This is a genomic window from Nostoc sp. NMS4, assembly GCF_017115095.1.
Classification (GTDB): Bacteria; Cyanobacteriota; Cyanobacteriia; order Cyanobacteriales; family Nostocaceae; genus Nostoc.
This window is the reverse complement of record NZ_JABXKI010000196.1, coordinates 13162-35549: the sequence shown is the minus strand read 5'-3', so window position 1 is coordinate 35549 and position 22388 is coordinate 13162. Positions and strand designations below refer to the sequence as shown.

Here is a 22388-nt window from a genome sequence, read left to right as displayed (position 1 = left end):
ATCCGCGCCAAATCTCTTAATTTCTTCTTTCTTCTCTACGAGACGCTACGCGATGGCGTACTTGGCGTACTTGGCGGTTCGTTCTTTATTTCTTGTACTATGGGCGCATCTTCATACAGAATTGGTATTAGTGTACGTACAACTTTAGTGGTAGATTGCAGTCAAGTTTGTGACAATTTTTGTGAGGTACTACTATAACATTCTAAGTTGTAACCACTGCTAAAGATGGTGAAAGTCAAGCAGTACAAATAATAATTTATCAACCAGTGGAAGAGAGATTGCAAACGAACAAGGTTCGGACATTGTTCATACAGATAACAAGGCGTTGAAACTGGAAGTTCTACCTATACGCGAAGTGTCAGGTGTGAGTACTTCGCATTAACATTAAGATTATCTAGGATAGGTAATTTGCTTACCCTAAAATTAACTTAACAAAGGCGGTAGAAAATGAGTCGGATAAATCCTTATACACTGCAATTGCAGATTACCCGAATGTTTGAGCAAGGGCAATCATTTTTTGCCACAACCAAGGTACAGGAATGGTTGAAAGAACATAAACACAATCCCGAAGATTATGATATTATTTTCCATAAAAAACCCGCGCCTCCTGGTTCCAAAGAAGTGATGGTAGTGGAAATTGAATTACGTCGCAAAGATGGACAACCTATAGATCCGTGGTTGCAGGAACAAGCAAATCTCCATGCTTGATTTTAGCAAGTATGGTAGTTCTAAATTAGATGTGAAAATGCGCGGTGTCCAGATCCCCGACTCTTCAAGAAGTCGAGGATCTAATTTTTCACATTGAAATAAATTTACACAAAATTTATATATAGCTGAAAAACTTAAAGATTTAACCACGATCATCTTTTGTTTATTATTTCTTAACCTATATACATAGGTTAAAAGTTTATTTAAGTTAAATTACAGAATTATTCATTTTTGAGCTTCGGAGCGTTTTCTGATGAAATTAGCTAAAAATATTAGCATTGCTGCTTTTGCTGTTGCTGTCTCGGTTGCTGCTGTCCCTAAACCGACGCAAGCGGCCTTAGTTAATTATGGTTTCACCGTGAATGCAACATCTGGTAGCAATCCCGGTCAGTATTTTGGCTCTTTTCGGTATGATGACTCAACCTTAACCGGGTTAGGCGAGGAAACTCTAGGCGTTAACAATGGATTATCTATTTTGTTTGACTACTTAGGTACTCAGTATACAGAGGCAAGTGATTTCGATTACCCGTCATCTCCTGTAGTCAGCTTCACAAATGGCAACCTGTCAAGATTGAGCTATTTAGTTGAAGATCGGTTTTTCATTGGTAACGATCCAGTTAATCCAAATACAGGAGGAACAAAGTTTTATAGCATTCTAAGTGCTGACTTATTGTCTACAACAGAGGTGGGTACGGTAACTTACTCTAAGAGTACCACCGTACCCGAACCAATGACTCTTGGTGGTATAGCGATCGCTAGTACTATAGCGTTAGGGATGAAACGCAAGAAAAAACTATCTAGAGTAACAAATTAATAGTCCTACTTAAAATTAATCTAGAGACGTTATTATTTAACGTCTCTACACACATAGTTAAGTAAAATTGCCAGTAGGATTCTTGCGTTTGATACCAATTACAGATGGTTTGGGAAGACTTCTAGGTTGACCCTTTCCACCGTCAGCAATTGGGATGTTGCTTGGCCAACTACTACCACGAGGCACAGTCCGAGCCTGATTGAATGTAACACCATTCAAATCCAGTAATTCAATCTCACGACTCAGAATCGTGCCATCGTTAATTGGGCTATCTTCGCCGGGATGCTGTACCGAAATAATCAGCGTATCTCCCACAAAAGTTGGCCCTGTCATCTCACAACGCACTGGCCCTTGAGCAAAGGGTATTACTTCTCCCGCATGAGTCCCAGTAGTGGGAATGTAGAATAGCCAGTTATTACCGAAAACTCCGGTAAAGTTGGAAACATTACCACTAGCTGTATGGTCGATGGTAGTTACTGTCCCAGCAGCACCGACATTAAAACCATTGTGAGTGGTGGTAGACATATCTGTTACCCCCCAAATATTTGCCTTATTGTCGAACACTAGGTTATCTACATTGGCAAAACCAGCACCAGAAATTGATCCAGCTTCTCCACCCTGAGCAAATCTTTGCCAACGGAAAGTTAGACCAGTACCATCGGCACTATCTTCAATAATCTTGTACAATCCCCCGGATTGTTGCGTTGCGTTGACATTTTTACTCAACTTGGCAACCTGGAAAATGCGCGAATCTGGATAACCGTCGCCTCCTGGCGCACCGTCAGTATAGGCAATGAAAACTTCTTTGGTGGTTGGATGCACTTCTATATCTTCTGGACGTGCGGTGGGTGTTCCGCCAGCCAAATTTGCTGCTAAGAAGGCATCAGCAAGAATAGCACCTTGAGAAGTGTAGAAGTCAGATAGCTTTTTACCTTGATAAGCAGGTAGTCTCTCTGCTTCATTGGTGCGATCGACTGCAAGGGAACCACCATCTGTAGTTTGACCTGCAATCCCATTGCGTTTTGGTAGAGGTAAAAGACCATTTCTTTGAGCAGAACCCAAAGCAGCAAACTCCACCGAAGAAATTAGCGATGGCGAAATGGGATTAGTGGGACTGTTTAAACTTAACGGTATCCATTGACCCGTACCATCTGGATTGTAACGGGCGGCATACAATGTACCACTTTCCCATAAACTGCTGTTGGCTTTACTGCTTGGTGAAGAAATCACACCTGCACTGATAAATTTCCAAGTGTGTCCCCCACGTCTATCATCACCCATGTAGGCGATTAATGGCTTCTGAGCTTCGGCACGGATGGCAACATTTTCATGGCGGAAACGACCCAGTGAAGTATGCTTGCGAGGGCGGAAATTTGGATTAACGGGGTCAATTTCGACAACCCAACCGTATTTTTCACCAACTAAACCGAAGGTCTTACCAGTAGTACCATCGATGTAACCTGTTTGAGTCCCATTAGGGTTAACTGATTCTGTAACACCAACAAAACCTCCTACACTTCCTTGAAAGTTCTCTTCACCACTTAAAATAGTTCCCCAAGGAGTTGTACCGCCAGAACAGTTATATCCAGTACCAATAATTTTGTTACCTAATCCATCGGAGGAGAGGTTAAATACTTGAGTTGCAGCTGGGCCAGTGGCGATGAGATAGTTTCGATCGCCTTTTTGGTAGCTACGACTTCCCCAAGAAGTGACATTTTTATATTCATCACTTCTTTGGCTATTAATTCCCAACCCAGAAAGACCATGAAGGCGGCGATTTTTCGCATCACCTTTAACCACAGCATAACGGTTACTGGAATTACGTCGGGAGATGCGGACGATGGAACCGCCTAAGTTATATAGAACTTCGCCGTCAAATTCAATACCTCTGGTGGTCGGTAAAGCCCAGCCAATCACTGATTCAAAGGTGGTAGGCAATCCTTTAACATCAGCAGGGGCTTCTGGTGCTAAATCGGAAAACGGAAAACTCACATATTCGTGATTCACCCACAAATAGCCGACATCGTTGGTTCTGCCCAGAGGAATAAAACCCGTATAATCGTTGTTGTAACCGAAATATTCATCTTTGTTGGGAAAAACGCGATCGCCCCAGCTAATAATTACATAGCGTTCATACTCTGGTGGCACTACCACATCATCAACTACGTTGTAGCTATTTAACTTCGCATTTGCAGATCCATTAATTACCTGTCCCTGACCGATTCCCGTTGGTAAGAAGCTTTTCTGCTGTTTATAAACAGGTAGGGAATGGGGTAAGCGCACTGGTGTAAAGCTCAGTGGCCTGTTATTTGCTCCGGCAATATTAGAAACACCATCTATAATCGTCTCTCCCAAGACAGCCGCACCAGCACTGCCAGCAAAAAATACTAAAATTTGTCTGCGACTTAATTGAGACATTAAACTTTCCTCTGTTGTGACACCAAAAATTTCATCAAGGCAAATCTTGATTACTGACAGAAAAAGCCATCAATTATTTACGTGAAATGCCATAGACTTTGAGTAGTAAGTAACCTGTTATTAAACAAAGGGTTGTTTGCTATTTAGGTTACATAACTAGACAAAAATTTTCAGTTTTTCATCCAACTTAATCACCAAAAATTAAGATTAGGTTATATCTTGATTAATGGGGATTTATTTTGTATTTGATTAAAACTTTTTTTCGCTACTAAATCTCAAAATACAGCAGATTTAAAGTTGGTGAGCTACACAAGGTAAGTCTGTTACCCAGCTAGAAAGCGTGTTTTACTCCTGAATTCTGTTTTGATAAGATTTGGTTAAATAAACTTACTGCGAGAATTTTTTGGACAAATACCAATTACCGATGGTCGGGGAATACCTGTAGATTGCTCTTTACCACCATCAGTTTTTGAGATATTACTCGGCCAACTACTGCCACGAGGTAAACTTCGAGTTTGATTAAATGTAGTACCATTTAAATCCAGTAATTCAATACTGCGACTTAAGATTGTGCCATCGTTAATTGGACAATCTTCACCAGGATGTTGTACTGAAATAATTAGTGTATTTCCCACAAAACTTGGCCCTGTCATCTCACAACGCACTGGCCCATGAGCAAACGGTATTACCTGTCCGGCATTTTTACCACTGGTGGGGATAAAAAACAGCCAGTTATTACCGAATACTCCTGTAAAATCAGAAACATTACCGCTAGCTGTGTGATCGATTTTGGTTTGTTTACCCTCAGCACCGACATCAAAACCGTTGTGAGTGCCGGTAGACATATCCGTGACACCCCAAACATTTCCTTGATTGTCGAACACTAAATTATCGACGTTGGCAAAACCAGCACCATTAACCGAGCCGGCTTCGCCACCTTGGGCAAATCTCCGCCATTTAAAGGTTAAACCTGTAGCATCAGCACTATCTTCAATAATCTTGTACAATCCTCCTGATTGCTGCGTTGCATTCGCATCTGTACTTAACTTGGCAACTTGAAAAATCCGCGAATCAGGATAACCATCGCTTCCCGGCGCACCGTCAGTATAGGCGATGAATACTTCTTTGGTGGTTGGATGCACTTCTATATCTTCTGGACGCGCTGTGGGAGTTCCGCCGACTAAGTTTGCAGCTAAAAAGGCATCACTGAGAACAGCACCTTGGCTAGAGTAGAAGTCAGATAGCTTTTTATTTTGATAATCAGGTAGTGCTTTTGCTTCGTTAGTGCGATCGCATTTAAATGTACCACCATCTTTGGTTTCACCTGCAATCCCATTGCGTCTCGGTAATGGTAAAAGACCTTCTTTTTGTACCTTCTGCAACGCCGCAAATTCTACAGAAGATAGAACCGTCGGCGTAATTGGATTGGTAGCAGTAGTTAAAAGTAACGGTATCCATTTACCTGTACCGTCTGGATTGTAACGAGCAACATACAAAGTCCCATTTTCCCATAAGCTACTGTTAGTTTTACTGGTGGGTGAAGAAATAGTGCTTGCACTGACAAATTTCCAAGTGTGTCCTCCACGTCTGTCATCACCCAAGTAAGCAACCAATTTCTTACCTTTTTCAACCCGCAGGGCAACATTTTCATGGCGAAAACGACCCAACGAAGTGTGTTTGCGGGGGCGAAATTTCGGATTTTTGGGGTCAATTTCGACAATCCAGCCGTATTTTTCGCCAACTAAACCAAAAGTCTTGCCGATAGTTTTTTCCGTGTAATCTGTCTGAGTACCATTAGCCTTGACTCCTTCTGTGACATTATTTTGGAAGTTTTCTTCCGCAGATAAAATCGTTCCCCAAGGAGTTTTACCGCCAGAACAGTTGAAAGCAGTACCAATAATTTTGTTACCCAATTCATCAGAGGAGAGATTAAAAACTTGGGTTGCAGCCTGGCCAGTCCCAATTAAATAATTTTTGTCACCTTTTTGATGGTTACGACTTCCCCAAGCCGTGATACTTTTGTAGTCATCATTGCGTTGGCTATTGATTCCCAACCCAGAAAGGCCATGAATGCGGCGATTTTTGGCATCTTTAACTACAGCAAAACGTTTACTTGTATTCTGGCGAGAGATGCGGACGATTGAGCCACCTTGGTTATATAAAAATTCACCTTCTACTTCAATATTTCTGGTGGAAGGTAAAGCCCAACCAATTACTTTTTCAAATGCGTCGGGTAGTTTTTTTAAATCGGATGAATCGTCTACTACTAAACTAGAAAATGGAAAACTCACGTATTCATGATTCACCCATAAATACCCGACATCGTTAGTTTTCCCAAGGGGAATAAACCCAGTGAAATCGTTGTTGTAACCGAAATAATCATCTTTGTTAGGAAAGACGCGATCGCCCCAACTAACAATTACATAACGTTCGTACTCTGGCGGCACTACCACATCATCAATAACGTTGTAGCTACTTAACTTAATATCCGCAGATGCATTAACTATTTCTCCCTGAGCTATTCCTGCTGGCAAGAAGTTTTTTTGCTGTTGATAAATTGGTAGAGGATGTGGTAGGCGTACAGGTGTAAAGCTAAGTGGGATGGTTTTTGTTTCTGCACCGTTGGCAAAACCATTTAGGAGTTTCTCTCCCAAAATAGCAGCACCAGCACTGCCAGCCAAAAATATTAAAATTTCTCTCCGACTTAATTTAGACATCAAACTTTTCTTTGGTGTGAGAGGAAAAATTTCTGATAAACAAACTCGATTGATTACAAAAAAAATGAGTAATTATTGATAATTTACTGTATTTTAAAAAGCTAATAATTTTTTGATGGCGACAACTTAAATAAAAGTGAGTTAGATTGTTTTTATTTAGATAAATAATCTGTTTTTCACTAATTATGGGTTACGATGATTAAATTTAGGTTATATTTTGGTTAACTAAAAATTATTTACTATCACATTTTCTTAACCAGAATCAGCAAAGGAACAGTGTCAGTACCTCATCTGTCCTATCCTAGAGATGTGTAAATAGTGCTGTGGGTGAGACTGTGTTTTTCAGCGTTGTGATACCGACTTATAATCGCCAACCGATTTTAGAAAAGTGCCTCCGCGCCTTGGAGGTGCAGGAGTTGAGTCAGCCAAGTTCGGTTACTGGTTACGAGATTGTCTTGGTAGATGATGGTTCTACTGATGGCACATTGGAGTGGTTAACAGCGCATAAAGAGGAGTTTCCCCATGTGCGCTGGTTTGGGCAAGATCATGCTGGCCCGGCTGCGGCTCGGAATTTGGGGGTAGAACAGGCGCTGGGAGACACAATTATCTTTATTGATAGTGATTTAGTAGTGCTGAATAATTTCCTGCAAGCTCATGCTGACGCACTAGTGCAGGGGAAAGAAAAATTGGGAAGCGATCGCTTTTTCACTTACGGTGCAGTTATTAATACTTGTAATTTTAACAATCCAACGGCTGAACCCTACAAAGTCACAGATTTTTCAGCAGCTTTTTTTGCTACGGGAAATGTCGCAATTCCCAAACATTGGTTAGATAAAGCCGGACTTTTTGATACCAGCTTTCAACTCTATGGCTGGGAAGATTTAGAATTAGGTGTGCGGCTGAAAAAACTAGGTTTGACACTAATTAAATGTCCAAAAGCCGTAGGATATCACTGGCATCCAGCATTTAACTTAGAGCAAATTCCCCGATTAATTGACCAAGAAATTCAACGCGGACGGATGGGAGTTTTATTCTATCAAAAGCATCCCACATGGGAAGTGCGAATGATGATTCAAATGACTTGGCTACATCGCTTACTTTGGGGTATTCTCTCACTCAATGGTACGCTAAATGAACGCACAATGTCACCGCTATTGCAATGGCTGATTAATTTAGGTAAACCGCAATTGGCTTTAGAAATCGCCCGAATTTTCCTCAACTGGTACAACGTGAAGGGTGTCTATGAAGCCTATGCTCAAATGCACCAAGCATCTTGATTAAAAAATTCACTGTCTGTAGTCGCCTACAGCGAACATCTCAAAGAGTTGCAGCTTGTAGTCACACATCGCTTAACTTTTGAAACACCTTCCAAATAAGAAATGTTAGACTTATTTATTTCTACTTACCTAATTTTTGTAAAACAAGATACATTAAATGGTAGTTTAATCGCAAAGGAACCAAAAAGCATGGCCGTTAGTAGCCCTGAAGTCATCCGTCACGTATTGATCGGATTGGGATATTTAACTCCTGAGATCGATCCTAAGCCGGATCTCACTAAATTTGCTCCCTGGAAACGGAATAATAACTCCTTGACAGACGATCCTACCGAAGAAGCGATTAAAAAGTTTCAGAAACAGTATTCGCAAAAACTTGTCGTTAATGGTAACGCTGATTCTGAAACTCGAACTGTCATGGAAGATACAGTCATCGGACTTCAGAATAGATTGAAGTTTCACGGTTTTGCAACAAATGCCGAAATTCCTCCAAATAAGCCTTTTTATGGGCCAGCTACTTATATAGCAGTCAAAAAATTTCAAAAATCTCAGGGTTTAACTGAAAATGGCATTGCTACTATTGAACAGCGTCAAATTCTACAGCAAGCTAGTTTAACAGATAAGCCGCAGACTCCGCCTCAGTCACAACTCAAACTGAGAGATTTGTGCTTGCAATTCCAAAAAAATCCTCAAAATCCTTCTTACATTGCAGCATTAAATAACTTACAACAAAATCTACCCAAGGACGTTTTACACAAAGTTACTAACAAATGGAGGGGAACAAACGATCAAAATCCAGAGATTGTCAAGCTGACTAATCTGTTTACTTATTATGATGACAACAATGCAAATCATCGTGATGCATTAAATCACTTACAAAGTCAGATTACCCCAGCCATCTCTCAAGCATTTTTAAGCCTCTGGAATAAGAAGTAAATAAATAGCGAACAAATTTGCTGGGCTTGGTAATATTGGTAGTAGTTTGTCCATAAAAATTTAAGTGTAGGCATTATTTATTGTTAGCGCTATTCTACGAAAAATGCTATTCGCTGATAGCGCTAACATTTAAATTTGGTGTTTTTTCAAAATTACATTGTCAAAGATTGAGGATTCGTCTCAATCAATTTTGCTAAATCTTGCAAGAATGCCGCAGCATGGGCACCGTAAATAATTCGGTGGTCAGAAGTAATATTGACTTGCATTTGTTGGCGCACGCCAAATAAACCGTCGGGTGTTGCTACCACTTGCGGACGGGATGCCCCGATCGCTAAAATTGAACCTTGTCCAGGCGGCAAAATCGCATCAAATTTATCTACGCCAAACATCCCTAAGTTGGACAGGGTAAATGTACCACTGTTATATTCTTGGGGTTGTAGTTGTTTTGCCCTCGCCCGTTCTACCAAAGATTTCCAAGTCCGCGACAGAGAATAAATATCCACCGCGTCGGCATTTTGCAGCACAGGTGTAATCAATCCGCCATCATCCATCGCCACAGCTACGGAAATGTTGATATCAGAATGATACACAATCCCCTGGTCTGAGTAGCTAGCATTTAACAATGGGTGTTTTTGCAACGTCACTGCTACAGCTTTCGCTAGTAGCGCTGTCATAGTTACACCTTTGGATTTAATTTGTTTATAAAGTTTGTCTAATCCATCAGTGGTAATTGTATAACCGACACGGAAAACTGGCACGGATATAGTAGCTACCATATTCCGCACGACGGCATTTTGGAAGGTAGTTAGAGGAACGATTTGACCAGGAACAGCCGCTACTGCTGCCGTGGGTGCTGGTGTTCGGGGTGCTGGGGGTGCAACTGGGGTGCTGGTTGGTACGGGTGCTGGTGGAGCAACTGGGGCGGGTTGTTTGCCTTTATTAGATAATGCTTCTACATCTTCGGCGACAATGCGACCGTGGGGCCCACTACCTTGGAGTGTAGTTAAATCAACTTTGAGTTCTTTCGCTAACTTCCGCGCACGGGGCGAGGCTACAAGCCTTCCTTCTTTGTGGTTAGAGCCGTTTTGAGACGCTAAGGCAGGTGTTGCAGTTGAGGCGGTGCTGGCGGCGACTGGTTCCGGGGAAGAGGTAGTAGTAGCCACGCCGCCGGAATTGGCCAGAGATTTGGCCTGTTCAATTTCAGCTTCCGTTTCAGCGATGAAGGCGATCGCAGATCCTACCGGGGCAGTTTCACCAGCTTCAACTATAATATGGGCAAGAAATCCCTCATAGAAGGTTTCTACATCCATATCTGCCTTATCTGACTCTACAACCACCACTGTTTCGCCTTTTTCCACTTTGTCCCCTGGCGATTTCACCCAGGAGACGATTTTGCCTTCCGTCATGGTGGAACTCAGCGCCGGCATAAATACTTCATGAATGCTCATAGGGTGGTTTGGGAATCAATGGTTTATGGACTTTAACAGCTTTTGTCAGATCGAATTGTATCTTGATGGGAGAGTTTTAGACTGTTTATATTTTAGGTTGGGCGTTAGGAGTTAGGAGTTAAGAGTTAGGAGTTAGGAGTTAAGAGTTAGCAGTAGCGGGGCGTTGAGCCAGTACTGAGTAAATAAGTGAGATTTCCCACTCAGCACTCAGCACTCAGCACTCCTGAAAGGCTATGACCAATAACAAATGACTCTAGGAACCTAAATATGGCTTAGAGGTCTATAATACAGAGCTATACTCAATGGTTAGCCAATCTCTCGGTCTCGTTTTAGTCATTGAGTTGCAAAAAACTACCACGAGTTTCTCACAGATTAAATCGGATTGCTATTTATATTCCTCATAACCACTACTTACTTAAGATACAAGAGCTTCTCACTAATAGAGGATAGAGATGCAGTTCAATCTAGAATTCAAAACTGGTAATAAACCTATTTGAAATTCCTGTTTACTTTTATGTCGGCAAAGCTGAAATTCTTTTTAATTGTGATACTTAGTATCTCTGCTACGGTTGGTGCTGGAGTTTATATTACCCTGCATCAGAAATCTGTACCGATTGTTGAGACAAATGATGGGCAAACCCAGCAGGTGGGAGCAATACATCAGTCTCAGGAAGTTGCAGAATTCTCAGAGCGTTCTGATTATCAAACTATACCTTTAGAAAAGCTCAACTCATCTCTCCAAGGCAGTAATCCTACTACCCTCGCCCTGAATGCCTTTGAGGATATAGCAGTGGCAGGAACGCGAAAGATAGAGGTAGTTTATCCGCAGCCAAATCAGGCGTTAGTGACGATTACGCAAATCAAGCGGGGTGATAATTCTGTTGGTAAGGTTAAATATCGAGCTGAGATGACAGCCTTTGGGCGATCGCTTTTTATTAGCTCACCTCCAGTCTGGCAAATTATTTGGGCTGGCTCCCAGGAAGAATGTTCAATTGGGAGCCGCTCTCACACGAAGTTAAATCACATCTGTCATTAGTCATTAGTCATAAAACAAATGACAAATGACAAATGAAAAATTTAAATGTCGCCGCGAATTTCTTCTACAACGCCATCGCGCAGAACAATTTCGACTTGCATTTTGCTAATCAGGTTATCACCGATTTCTACTCGGAAAAAGCCTTCCATTTGGAATTGGTTGACTTCCTGATCTTGCTGGAGAAACTGCACTTGCTGGAGATTTTGCAGCAACTGATTTTTTTGCTCCAAAAATTCACTTTTCTTTTGATTGACTTGGAGTTGGATATTGTCAATTTGTTGGAGGGTCTGGGGGCCGGGTGGTTGCAGACTCTGCTTTTGAATTGCGGCGATCGCTCTTTGTCCTTCAACGTCTAGCTGTTGCAGTTGCTGGTCAAGTTGATTGATTTGCGTTTGCAATTGCTGTTGTACTTCCTCTTTCCAGAGGGGAGTAACAATGACTTTGACGTTGACGACGCGCTTCAGGAGCAAATTAGATTTGGAGACATCCATAAATATTTCACGTTCACTCTTTACAGTTAACAGGTGGAATCATCAGGCAAAGATGCCGTCAATAATAGCGCGATAGCGTTCCGTGACGATATGTCGTCGAACTTTCATTGTTTGGGTCATCAAACCATTTTCTATTGAAAATGGTTCCAGAATGAGTTTAAACGTTCCGATGCGGTCATCTGGTCGATAACCTGGACGATTTTGCACTTCCCGATTTAATTCTTGCCGAAATAAATCCTGGATCATTCTACTCTCGAAGTCAATTTTTTGACTATCTGCGGGCGTATCTAAGGTTAGATTCTGACTTGCTACCCATTTTTCTATGGCTTCGACATTGGGGACAATCAAGGCTCCCAGGCTGCGCTGATCTTGGCCGACGAGCATAATTTGATCGATGTATGGCGATCGCAAACAGGCATCTTCAATTGGCTGTGGCTCAATGTTTTCCCCGTTAGTCAATACAATCGTATCCTTCGCTCTGCCTGTCAGCACTAAGTCGTCTTGTGGTGTCAGCCAACCCAAATCGCCGCTATTAAACCAACCTTCCGCGTCAATTGCTTTCGCTGTCGCTTCGGGATCTTGGTAATAGCCTTGCATAATCTGTGGCCCCCTCAACAATACTAAGCCTCGCTTCTCTATTGGTAAAGGCGCTTTTGTCTCAGGATCAACGATTTTAGCTTCTGTAGCGGGTAATGGTTGACCTGATGCACCAATCAAATTTCGCCAGGGACGACGTACATGAGTAACAGGAGAAGTTTCTGTCAAGCCATAACCTTGCAAAATCTGCACACCAATAATTTCAAAGAAGTTATCGATGTGTCTGGGAAGCGCACCGCCGCCGCTAATCATCTGCTTAACTTCTCCTCCTGTGGCTTCCCGAACTTTGGCGTAAACCAGTCGTTCTCCCAAGGCATGGAGGGGTAATAAAGCCGATGCTTGTATCCTAGCTGCTAATCGTTCGCTACCTGAAGCATGAAGATTACTTAAATCTAATCCTTCAGCAACTCGCCGCGCTTTGATATATTTTTCGCTAATACCCAATAAAAAGTTAATTAGGCGTTGCTTATTCGCTGGCTGTTCGCGGAACTGCTTTTGCACTCCTTCATAAATCGATTCCCACAGGCGGGGTACACCCACCATATAGTTGGGTTTAAATTGTCTCAAATCCCCTTTTACAGAACGCAAATTAGTATAAACTTGAGTGCAACCTTGAGATAGTAGGTAGTATTCAACAGTTCGTTCGTAGCTGTGCCACGAAGGTAGGATGCTGAGAACGATATCGCCAGCATTTGGTTGCAATACTGTCCCAAATGTTGTTACTTGGTGCATCAAGTTGTTATGAGACAGCATTACACCTTTGGGTTTACCTGTGGTGCCAGAGGTATAAATTAGGGTTGCGAGAGCCTCACGATTTTGTTTGACTGGCACAAAATGATGATTTACCCCAATTTCAATCAACTGTTTAAAGTTCAGCACTTTTAGGGTTTCGTCTGTTGGTGGTGCTTCATCGGAAAGTAGGATTACCAGTTGAATTGGTAAATCTTTGAGGCGGTCTTGTAGTTTTTTAAGTGTTTTTAAATCCTCAGCGACGATCGCTGTACTGCCGCTATTGGTTATGATAAACACCAGTTCTTCTTTTTCCGCTTGGGAGCTACGCACCGCATCAACAGCCCCGGCGGTCATTATGCCTTGATCGGCAATAAACCAGCGAGGACTATTATCAGCAATTAGAGAAATGCGATCGCCTACCTTTACTCCCAACGCCTGTAACCCAGCAGCAAATAGTTGCAGTTGCTCTGCTAACTGGGTATAAGTAATTACTACTTCTGGTTTACTGTGAGGGCTACGGAGAGCGACAACATCACCAAATTTTTGAGCTGCTAAAGGCCAAACTTCTGGCAGCGATTCTACATTTGTGTAATCTACCAATCGCTTTAATGCTTGGCGTTCTCGTTCACTAATGTTAGATAAAAAAGAAGACGCGGTTTGGGTTTTTGACATAAACCTTACCTAAAGATTTTAAACTTATTATTTTCGAGCTTATTTTGTTATTCCGCTACAATAACCGTCCTTATTATCAACATTCCCTTCTGTGTACGATAATTCCAGGAATTCCACGTTTATATTTACAAAAATTTATGTTAAAGTTAATTTACATAGAGTGCAAGCAATGATTGTGTTTGCATCTCAGAACAGCAATCGCCTACGTTTCACAGGGGATGATTATCTATGAATTTGACAGACTCGATACTGCTAACACTTCTCAATATTGTTGCTTGTATGGTCTTACCTAAGCTTTTAGCTATCCTTCTGGCTGATAAAACCAAACTTACTGAAACGCTCTCAAATGGTTCCAAATTACAAGCAGCCAAAATCAAACTTACCAGTTTTCCTTATTGTACAGCTTACCAATTAACAGGTAGCCAATACTGCAAATTTAGTCCTGATTTTTGTGCTAAGTGTTCTCCGAACTGATGAACTCTTTGCCAGTAAAAATTCCTTAGTGCTTCGACGACGAACACTTAAATTAACTCTTTCTAATTTCGTCAAATCTCTTATATTGTTATATGGTTGGTAGTTGGCGCTGTCTTCGCTAAAGCGCAGACTACCAACCTAACAAATTAAACTTGCCAGACTACTACTGGTCTGTTCCATTAATTCTGATGGGTTATAAAAGTTTGTAGTAAGCACTTCAGTGCTTAAAATTGAGCGATAAATCGCTGACTACAAACCTTGCAAAATTAATGACACAGAACATTATACGGAAATTAAACTATGTTACATTGCGTAACATAGTTTAATTTATTCTTGTCTACTTACTTAAAATTCAAGTAATTTTTTCACCGAGTCAGTATAATTACTAATTGAAGTCAAGCTACAGATATAACTAATATAACAATTGTTAAATGTATTAGTAGCTTGCCTCTCCGTAGGAGTATGGGGTTCGTTTTCTCTCAAAGATGGCACAAAACTTTTAGCTGAAGTTGATGAGCCAGAAAATAGTAATGCTCTTGTACGTGTTGCTAGACCGGCTACAGGGCAAATGGTACTTGAAGCTAACTACGAAATTACCTTGAAATGGAAGCAAGACAATGCATAATATGGTAGCAAGTACAGATAATTATATTCAAACTTTTAGGTCAGCGATCGCCCGGATTTTTCATGCCAATGGTGCGGTAGTTGGTGTAGGTTTTTTAGTCTCTGGGCGAACTCAAAATTACATCCTGACGTGCGCTCATGTTGTTACCTCAGCTTTATCTTTACCAGAGGATATAGTTGAAGCTCCTAATCATGATATTTATTTAGATTTCCCGCTAATTGCATCAGGACAACAACTAAAAGCTAAAGTTGTTTTTTGGCAACCCCTAGTTAGCAATGCATCAACTTCTGAGCCTGAAGATATTGCCGGATTGCAAATAGAAGGGCAGTTACCTAAAGAAGCCCAACCTATCCAGCTAATAAAAACTAGCAATGTTTGGCAGCATCCTTTCCGCATATTCGGTTTTCCTGACGGACATCATGATGGTGTTTGGGCTACAGGTGTGTTGCGAGACGGACAAGGAAAGGGATGGGTGCAATTAGAAGATAGTAAGGTAACTGGCTACAAGATAGAACCGGGTTTTAGTGGCGCGCCGATATGGGATGAAACCCTTGTAGGAGTGGTTGGAATGGCAGTAGCGGCAGAGAAGCGGCGAGAAGATATCAAAACTGCTTTCATGATTCCTGCGGATGTATTGATTGAAGCATGGGATGAAATAAACTTGCCGATTTCGTCAAATGCACATATCCAGAATATTAAGAGTAGAGTACAACAACTCAAAATCAAAACTTTGCAACAACGCTTTGACGTTCTCAGTAGTGATTATGAGGCGGCTTACAATCAACTAAACTATACACTTAATGCTGGCGATCGCAATAAACTCCAACGCCAAATTGATACTATACTACAAGAGCTTGAGCAAGTAGAAAGCGAACTTAATGCCATAAACTATTAATTTAATCCCTAAATAAAATGAAAAGCTCTTTAGATTTACAAAAAAACCATCTAGAACAGTTAATAGCTAATTTAAACACTGAGGCTGAAACTCTCAGCAATCAAATAGGATGGACGCTGAATAATGTAGATAAAAGTAAATTGCAAAAGCAACTTCAAGATAAATTCAAGGAAATAGAAAAAGCTCAATCAGAATTAAGCGAGATAAATCCTCATTCCTTAGAGCTTCAGCCTGATAAGATCCCATTCACGAATCGAGATGCGGCAATTAATGAAATTACAGCCACTAATTCTCCCCCTTATCGTCTGGTGACAGCACCTGAAGGTTACGGAAAAACAGAATTTCTCAAACAGATATTGGGGAAATTTCAAGAATTAGAATGGTGTTGTGCTTACGCTTCCATCTCTGGTTATGAAAATATTGAAGACTTAGAAAAACGATTGGCAAGTTCTCTGCAACTGACGCTTCCAGAAGGGCATGATTTAACTTGGGGAGAACGTTTAGGCTCAGTATTGCATAGAAATTGGGCTAAATGGCAATTTCAGGGGAAAAAAGGTATTGTACTGCTAATTGATTTAGATGGCAGTGCCCCACAAAAACAACGTTTAAATGAACTTTTTAATGACTTTAAAGAATTTGCATGGAGAATTGAAAAATGTTTGAAAGAATTAAAGTTTTTTAAAGATAATTCTCGGAGACTTCGCGTTGTGATTGCAGCTCGCTGTCTAATCGATCTCCCATTAGATCGGATTTTTCCTAAACTAACACTCTCTCCTTTTAACTGGGAAGTAATTCAAGATACAGCAACAAAATATCTCCAGCCTATAGATATGAATTCTGAAAGTCTGGCTTTACTAGCAGGACATTTATTATATTTAACTGGTGGACATCCAGGGGGAATTGCTGAAGCACTAAAAGTTTATCGAGATGGTTGTTATCCGGTAAGTTGGCTTTTAAACATTTATGGCAATCAATTATGGGAACAAAACCTCAAAAGGTGTAGAGATCAGATTAAAGAAAGCTTGACAAAAGAAAATAATCATCTATACGAATCTATTGAAAAGTTGAGTATATTTCCCATCCTCAATGGGACTTGGGTATTAAAGGAAGCGGTTCGGAGATTTAAGTTACCTTTCAGTGAGGATAGCTATAAATTAAGTTTTGAACTAACAAAGACATCTATTTTTACTCGTGATAAAACGATGATCAAAGATGGAATGACACGGCGGCTGCTAGTTATTGGTCTTCTCCGAGAAACATCGCCTGATAACTTTCAAGAACTTTGTAGCGAAGCGGCTCAAATCTGCTGGGAATATATTCATGAACTGAAATCAAAGAATAATTCTGCTGTTGCGGGTACTTGGTCTATGCAATATTTTTTTCAAAGTCTTCAGAAACACGCTGGATTTATCAATTTTGGCCCTGATAGTCTGGCTTATAGACAAGAACTCCGTAATGATTTCTTTGATAAAACCGTTGAAGAAACTCTGGGAATATTCCGCAATACAGATAGAGAGCAATTTCATGAATTTATTTATACCCTTAAATCGGAAGTAGAAAATGACTGGGAATTTCAGTTTGTAGTCAATTACTATCTACACAACGAGGAATACAATGACGCACCCTATAGATATTTGATTCAGAAGTTTGATGAAGCAATTCAAAATAACTAAGTAGCGAATAGATGTGTACTGGGTTGTTGTAAGAATTAAATAGGAGTCTATTATGTCTGAACTAAATAAATTAGAGTTTGTCGGTCGTGCAGAACATCTAAATCGAATTATTTCCCTGGTTCAGGATTCCCAGAAACTGCGTGTAGTATTAATAGAGGGTAGAGGTGGAATTGGCAAAACTTGGTTAATTCACGCATTAAAATCACGTTTAAGCCAAGTTCAAATTGGAACAACTGAAATTATCGATTGCGATATCCCTGTTTTTAATGATGCAGAAGATTTATACACTCAAATCGCCAAACAATTATACGATCATACATATAAAGAATGGTTGCTGCGGTTACGACAACTGCGAGAAGATGAAAACCGCCTCAGTCAAATTGCATACGAACAAGAACGCGGACAACTTGAAAAGTTCTTGGTTGATGAAATTAATCGAAAATCCAGCCAACAGAGATTGGTATTTCTAATTGATACGGTTGAGAAGTTAGGACAAGCAGATGTAAGAGAGCAAGTTTGGGAGTGTATTGGCAATTTATGCCATCAACTAGAGAATGCCATATTTATTTTAGCAGGTCGCCCTAGTATTGCTCGTCAAATTCTCGAAAAGTCATTCACAGAAGACCAATTAGCTTATTTGGAATTAAATGAATTTACTCATGATGATGTCCAAAAATATATTCTTTGTAAGGAGGAGCAACTTCACTTTACTCTCGGACAAGAATTGGTTAAAAAAATCATAGTTCTTTCTGGTGGTAGCCCGATAATGATTGAATTTGGAGTAGAGTATGCTTATCGGGAAGTCATACCAGATTGGTTAGAGAGTGAAGATATAGAAACTATTCCCAGCCGGTTAGAAAAAACTGGTGGCTTTGAAGCTGAAATGGTTCGACATATTACGCAGCTTCGGACATCAATGGATCGATTAACTCTGTTACTTTCACGTATCTATCCATTAGATAGCTCTGATATTGCTAATTTATTAGAACTATCTACAGAAGAGGCTCAAAGATTATTTATTGATGCCCAAAGCTACTTTTTTATCAAACCAGTAATCGGTGGTTCTCAAATATCATTACATGATATTGTGCGAGACTTGGTTGAGAAATATGTATGGGCAGATATTGACCCAGATTTGGAATGGAGAAAACGAGATAGTCGGATTGCTGCCAAATATTTTGAGCGAAAAGATTATGATTTAGGTCCACAAAAAAGGATATTGGAGGTTCAACGTTACTCTGATGATTTTCATCAAGTCGCTAGTATCGAGTTTTTGATTGAAGAAGTTAAACAACTGCGGGAATTCAATACTACGCGATGGCTTTGGAATGCTTTATATGCCGATCCGACAATCGGCTTTGAAACTTGGCATGAAGTTACTGATAGGATACGCCGCCAATCGAAAAAATTTGGCTTTGTAAATCAATTATTGGCAATTGCCAAACAGTTTGAAACAGAAATAACCTCAGATCAAAAATTTAAACTGATTATTTTTGAATCAAAGATTGTTCACGCTCTTAAAGATAAAAGTACCAAAGAAAATGAACTGATCAAGCTAGAGGGGATGTTATCAGAACAATCTGATAATTCTTCTCATCAAGCAGATATTTATAATGTCTTGGGAATGCTAAATACCAAGTTACATCTTTATAATGAAGCCTTAAGATATCAACAAGAGTGTTTATCCCTAGTTCAAGGCAAAAATCTATCATACGCTATTCCGGCTGTCGCTAACTTAGTTGGTTATCTGCATCGACAACTTAATAACTTTCGAGAAGCCGAGAAATATTACAAATTAGGTTGGGATGCTGCTATGGAAATTGACATTCCTGACAAAGGTTTAACTCAAGTTATGGCTAGTATTCAGAATAACTTGGGCTTTTTGTATGGGCAACAAAAAGATTATGTAAAAGCTGAACAGTGTTTTAAGGCTGCTATTGATATGTGGTCGAGTGTTGAGAGCGAACGCGAAATAGCTAACGCCGAAATTGCCTCTGCGACTATTTTAGTAGATAATGGTAATTATCTTAAAGCTAAACAGCTACTTGAACGAGCCTTAAGCCGTTGCGACAATGAGGAAAACGATAATCAAATATTGTGTCGGGCATACTTTCAGTTAGGCTTAAATCAGTGGTTTAGTGCTGAGGTAGTAAATGAAGCTGTTTGGGATGTGACACAGGTACAGTGGGATTTGAATCTACTAAGTCTTGCTCAAAATGCTTTAGAAAAAAGCCTGAGACTGGCAGAGAAATACGGACTTGAAGAGGAATTACCTGGAATTTTGCACCAAATTGCCAGTATCTATTGGCATCTTGGGTTTCAAACAGGCGATCGCACCCTGCAAGACCAAGCTCTAAAACTCAACGATCGCTCTTATCAGACTAGTTTAGAGTACAATGACACGCGATATGCTATTGATAGCCTTGTAGGTAAAGCTGAATTTGATTATTATGCAAAAGCCTACGAGCATATTTCAGACTATGCACAAGAACTTAGCGATCGCTTCCACTCATATCAAAATATTCATACACTATACTTTGGCCGGATGTTACGGATAGAAGGTGATGTTGAATTCCTAAAAGCTAACTACAATTTTGCTTTTAGTAAATATGCTCAAGGAATACCCCAAATCTTTCAACATGGAGGTTTCGGGCCGTATTCGATCAAACATGAGCTAAATCTACTCCAAAAGAAAATTGAACGGTTGCCTATAGAACTTTCTAAAACTCTGATTCAGCAACTAAAATCTCAGTGGAAAGATCATAAAGCTCTTAAGGAATGGTGCGATCAACAAATGTTTCTGACTAGAATACGTGCGACAAAACAGCCATCTTCTCATGTTTAGTAAAAAAATTGATCGACCCCAAATTTTAGTTTCTCTCAATTCTACTTATGTACCAACTGGGCAATGCGACTGTGATGGAGGTGATTGTGCTTGTGACTTATCCCCTTTAACAGAATTAAGCTCAGATAGCCAATTATCTCTAGGGATGTTGGACACAGAATTTGTGAGAGTTCCTAATTCACAGATGATGAATTTAGATGATACTTATTCTATCTGTTATGGTACTTATCATAAAGTAGCAGTTCTGAATAAATCAGCGATATATTTACTCGACCAATTTACAAATCCTCATAAATTAGATGATATTGCAATCGAGCATCCTGACATTGACCCAACAGACTTACAAGCAGCGATTCAAGAACTATATCAAGCACGTTTAATTGCACCCAATAATTATTCCTCATTTAACTTAAATGAAATTCCAGAAACTTTAACAGCCTGGTTGCATATCACCGATCGCTGTAATTTAAGATGCGACTATTGCTATCTTCCGCACGAAGCAAAGGATATGTCAATAGATATAGGTAAAGCAGCTATTGAATCTACATTTCGCTCTGCTAAGTTAAATCATTACCGCCGCGTCAAACTGAAATATGCAGGAGGAGAGGCATTACTTTGCTCTGCTTTAATTAAGGATCTGCATTTATACGCTCAATCTCTTAGCAAAGAAACAAATATTATATTAGATGGAGTCGTTCTCAGTAATGGAACATTGATTACACCTGAGATGATTGAGATGCTGCAAACCTTAAATCTACGTCTCATGATTTCACTAGATGGATTATCAAATTTCCATAATATCCAACGTTCTTATGCAAGCGGAAAGGGATCGTTTCAAGATGTTGAACGAGGTATTAAGATTGCTTTGCAAAATGGTCTGATTCCAGATATTTCCATTACAGTTAGTGGGCGGAATGCAGAAGGATTACCCGATCTTCTGGAATGGATATTAGAATATAATCTACCTTTTAGTTTAAATTTCTATCGAGAAAACGAACTGTCAACTTCTTACGAAGACTTGCAACTAGAAGAATCTCGGTTAATTGAGGGAATGTTGGCAGCATTCAAAGTTATTGAATTGAAATTACCTAATCGGAGTTTACTAGGCTCATTGATCGATCGTGCTAATTTAGCATCTCCTCATAAACGAACTTGTGGAGTTGGGCAAAGCTATCTCGTATTTGATTACAAAGGGCAAATTGCTAAATGTCAGATGCAGCTACATAAAACTATATCTTCTTCTAAAACTCAAGATCCTTTAACTCTTGTGCGACAAGATAAAGCAGGTATTCAGAATTTGTCAGTTGAAGAAAAAGAAGGTTGTCGTACTTGTGAGTGGAAATATTGGTGTACAGGTGGTTGTTCTCTGGCAACTTTTAAAGCTACAGGTCGTTACGATATTCAATCTCCAAATTGCAATATTTACAAAGCTCTCTATCCTGAAGCTCTCAGACTAGAAGGGTTACGCTTAATCAAATATGGTGTCAACTTAAGCAAATAGCTTAACTGTTGGCTTCGTCACCCACCTTGAATTCAAGTTCAAGGCTAACAGTTAAAGTCATCTAAAAGATGACTAAGGATTTTTAGGTATATTTAGTCATCTGAAGATGACTTTTGCTATTCTTCTTGGAACTTCAGTTCCTTGTGGGATATAACTTTCACGTTAACTTGACACCTATGTGCGTTCATGTAGTGTACCCTAGAGATTCGCATCCTGTTATTCGGGAAATTAAATTACCATAGTCATCTATACTAAGTTAGATTCTACAGAGGTTAAAGTTTATAACCAGGGTCGTATATACAGGAGCGATCGCAAAGTAATTTAATAATAAAATACTACCTACTTTTTAAAGGATAATTAATATTTATACTTTATACTAATTATTTATTAAGACGCATCTAACAAGACCTCTTTGTAGTCTAACCGATGCTTTGGGAGAACAGCGTAGCTTGGGGTAAATATATACAGCTTTATAAAGAAACGGTATTAAGTAAATAAGATATAATATCTCAAAGATATCAATTTAAATGGT

Annotated in this window: 16 protein-coding genes; 11 read left to right on the top strand and 5 right to left on the bottom strand. The window is 40.0% G+C overall.

What is annotated here, in order from left to right; all coding sequences use genetic code 11:
• Positions 1-447 precede the first annotated feature (447 nt).
• A complete protein-coding gene (locus tag HWQ37_RS16645; RefSeq protein WP_292748761.1) occupies positions 448-708 on the top strand; it encodes a hypothetical protein in 261 nt (86 codons plus the stop codon).
• 253 nt (positions 709-961) lie between these two features.
• The gene (locus tag HWQ37_RS16640) at positions 962-1522 is read left to right on the top strand and encodes a PEP-CTERM sorting domain-containing protein (protein ID WP_292748760.1); all 561 of its coding nucleotides are present in this window, start codon (positions 962-964) and stop codon (positions 1520-1522) included.
• 57 nt (positions 1523-1579) lie between these two features.
• Here the strand turns inward: HWQ37_RS16640 and HWQ37_RS16635 are convergent, their stop codons facing one another.
• Together HWQ37_RS16635 and HWQ37_RS16630 are read right to left on the bottom strand one after the other, a co-directional pair.
• Positions 1580-3940 carry a PhoX family protein gene (locus HWQ37_RS16635; RefSeq protein ID WP_292748759.1) on the bottom strand — a complete coding sequence of 787 codons (2361 nt, stop codon included), beginning with the start codon at positions 3938-3940 and terminating at the stop codon, positions 1580-1582.
• Between the two features lie 377 nt (positions 3941-4317).
• Positions 4318-6657, bottom strand: a complete 2340-nt coding sequence (locus HWQ37_RS16630; RefSeq protein WP_292748758.1) for a PhoX family protein — start codon at positions 6655-6657, stop codon at positions 4318-4320.
• A gap of 323 nt (positions 6658-6980) precedes the next feature.
• On the opposite strand from HWQ37_RS16630, the gene HWQ37_RS16625 reads away from it, so the two are divergent.
• Positions 6981-7934, top strand: a complete 954-nt coding sequence (locus HWQ37_RS16625) for a glycosyltransferase family 2 protein (RefSeq protein WP_292748757.1) — start codon at positions 6981-6983, stop codon at positions 7932-7934.
• 102 nt (positions 7935-8036) lie between these two features.
• Positions 8037-8867, top strand: coding sequence for a peptidoglycan-binding domain-containing protein (locus tag HWQ37_RS16620; protein WP_292748756.1), 831 nt, complete (start codon positions 8037-8039; stop codon positions 8865-8867).
• Positions 8868-9019: 152 nt separating this feature from the next.
• Here HWQ37_RS16620 and HWQ37_RS16615 read toward each other — a convergent pair whose 3' ends face one another.
• A complete protein-coding gene (locus HWQ37_RS16615; RefSeq protein WP_292748755.1) occupies positions 9020-10315 on the bottom strand; it encodes a dihydrolipoamide acetyltransferase family protein in 1296 nt (431 codons plus the stop codon).
• Positions 10316-10829: 514 nt separating this feature from the next.
• Here HWQ37_RS16615 and HWQ37_RS16610 point away from each other — a divergent pair.
• Complete coding sequence (locus tag HWQ37_RS16610; RefSeq protein ID WP_292748754.1) at positions 10830-11351, top strand: hypothetical protein; 522 nt, start codon at positions 10830-10832, stop codon at positions 11349-11351.
• Positions 11352-11392: 41 nt separating this feature from the next.
• On the opposite strand, the gene HWQ37_RS16605 is transcribed toward HWQ37_RS16610, so the two are convergent.
• Positions 11393-11842: a YlqD family protein gene (locus tag HWQ37_RS16605; protein ID WP_012412623.1), complete on the bottom strand. Its 450-nt coding sequence runs from the start codon at positions 11840-11842 to the stop codon at positions 11393-11395.
• Positions 11843-11884: 42 nt separating this feature from the next.
• Positions 11885-13843: an AMP-dependent synthetase/ligase gene (locus HWQ37_RS16600; protein ID WP_292748753.1), complete on the bottom strand. Its 1959-nt coding sequence runs from the start codon at positions 13841-13843 to the stop codon at positions 11885-11887.
• A gap of 228 nt (positions 13844-14071) precedes the next feature.
• Between HWQ37_RS16600 and HWQ37_RS16595 the strand changes: the two genes are divergently transcribed.
• The 6 genes from HWQ37_RS16595 (at position 14072) to HWQ37_RS16570 (ending at position 21856) form a co-directional block, all read left to right on the top strand.
• On the top strand, positions 14072-14317 hold the full coding sequence (locus HWQ37_RS16595; protein WP_292748752.1) for a hypothetical protein: 246 nt from the start codon (positions 14072-14074) through the stop codon (positions 14315-14317).
• Between the two features lie 424 nt (positions 14318-14741).
• On the top strand, positions 14742-14942 hold the full coding sequence (locus HWQ37_RS16590; protein WP_292748750.1) for a hypothetical protein: 201 nt from the start codon (positions 14742-14744) through the stop codon (positions 14940-14942).
• Complete coding sequence (locus HWQ37_RS16585; RefSeq protein ID WP_292748748.1) at positions 14935-15837, top strand: trypsin-like peptidase domain-containing protein; 903 nt, start codon at positions 14935-14937, stop codon at positions 15835-15837. The genes HWQ37_RS16590 and HWQ37_RS16585 overlap by 8 nt, the downstream gene beginning before the upstream one ends.
• 17 nt (positions 15838-15854) lie before the next feature.
• Positions 15855-17510, top strand: coding sequence for a hypothetical protein (locus tag HWQ37_RS16580; RefSeq protein WP_292748746.1), 1656 nt, complete (start codon positions 15855-15857; stop codon positions 17508-17510).
• A 52-nt stretch (positions 17511-17562) separates the two neighbouring features.
• The gene (locus HWQ37_RS16575) at positions 17563-20355 is read left to right on the top strand and encodes a tetratricopeptide repeat protein (RefSeq protein ID WP_292748744.1); all 2793 of its coding nucleotides are present in this window, start codon (positions 17563-17565) and stop codon (positions 20353-20355) included.
• Positions 20348-21856, top strand: a complete 1509-nt coding sequence (locus tag HWQ37_RS16570) for a radical SAM/SPASM domain-containing protein (protein WP_292748742.1) — start codon at positions 20348-20350, stop codon at positions 21854-21856. The genes HWQ37_RS16575 and HWQ37_RS16570 overlap by 8 nt, the downstream gene beginning before the upstream one ends.
• Positions 21857-22388 lie beyond the last annotated feature (532 nt).

Excerpts from the sequence above, each read along its gene's own strand:
- HWQ37_RS16610 (WP_292748754.1), top strand. The coding sequence starts at position 10,830 with ATGTCGGCAAAGCTGAAATTCTTTTTAATTGTGATACTTAGTATCTCT.
- HWQ37_RS16580 (WP_292748746.1), top strand. The coding sequence starts at position 15,855 with ATGAAAAGCTCTTTAGATTTACAAAAAAACCATCTAGAACAGTTAATA.
- HWQ37_RS16615 (WP_292748755.1), bottom strand. The coding sequence starts at position 10,315 with ATGAGCATTCATGAAGTATTTATGCCGGCGCTGAGTTCCACCATGACG.
- HWQ37_RS16635 (WP_292748759.1), bottom strand. The coding sequence starts at position 3,940 with ATGTCTCAATTAAGTCGCAGACAAATTTTAGTATTTTTTGCTGGCAGT.
- HWQ37_RS16630 (WP_292748758.1), bottom strand. The coding sequence starts at position 6,657 with ATGTCTAAATTAAGTCGGAGAGAAATTTTAATATTTTTGGCTGGCAGT.
- HWQ37_RS16645 (WP_292748761.1), top strand. The coding sequence starts at position 448 with ATGAGTCGGATAAATCCTTATACACTGCAATTGCAGATTACCCGAATG.
- HWQ37_RS16620 (WP_292748756.1), top strand. The coding sequence starts at position 8,037 with ATGTTAGACTTATTTATTTCTACTTACCTAATTTTTGTAAAACAAGAT.
- HWQ37_RS16605 (WP_012412623.1), bottom strand. The coding sequence starts at position 11,842 with ATGGATGTCTCCAAATCTAATTTGCTCCTGAAGCGCGTCGTCAACGTC.
- HWQ37_RS16640 (WP_292748760.1), top strand. The coding sequence starts at position 962 with ATGAAATTAGCTAAAAATATTAGCATTGCTGCTTTTGCTGTTGCTGTC.
- HWQ37_RS16570 (WP_292748742.1), top strand. The coding sequence starts at position 20,348 with ATGTTTAGTAAAAAAATTGATCGACCCCAAATTTTAGTTTCTCTCAAT.
- HWQ37_RS16595 (WP_292748752.1), top strand. The coding sequence starts at position 14,072 with ATGAATTTGACAGACTCGATACTGCTAACACTTCTCAATATTGTTGCT.
- HWQ37_RS16585 (WP_292748748.1), top strand. The coding sequence starts at position 14,935 with ATGCATAATATGGTAGCAAGTACAGATAATTATATTCAAACTTTTAGG.
- HWQ37_RS16575 (WP_292748744.1), top strand. The coding sequence starts at position 17,563 with ATGTCTGAACTAAATAAATTAGAGTTTGTCGGTCGTGCAGAACATCTA.
- HWQ37_RS16600 (WP_292748753.1), bottom strand. The coding sequence starts at position 13,843 with ATGTCAAAAACCCAAACCGCGTCTTCTTTTTTATCTAACATTAGTGAA.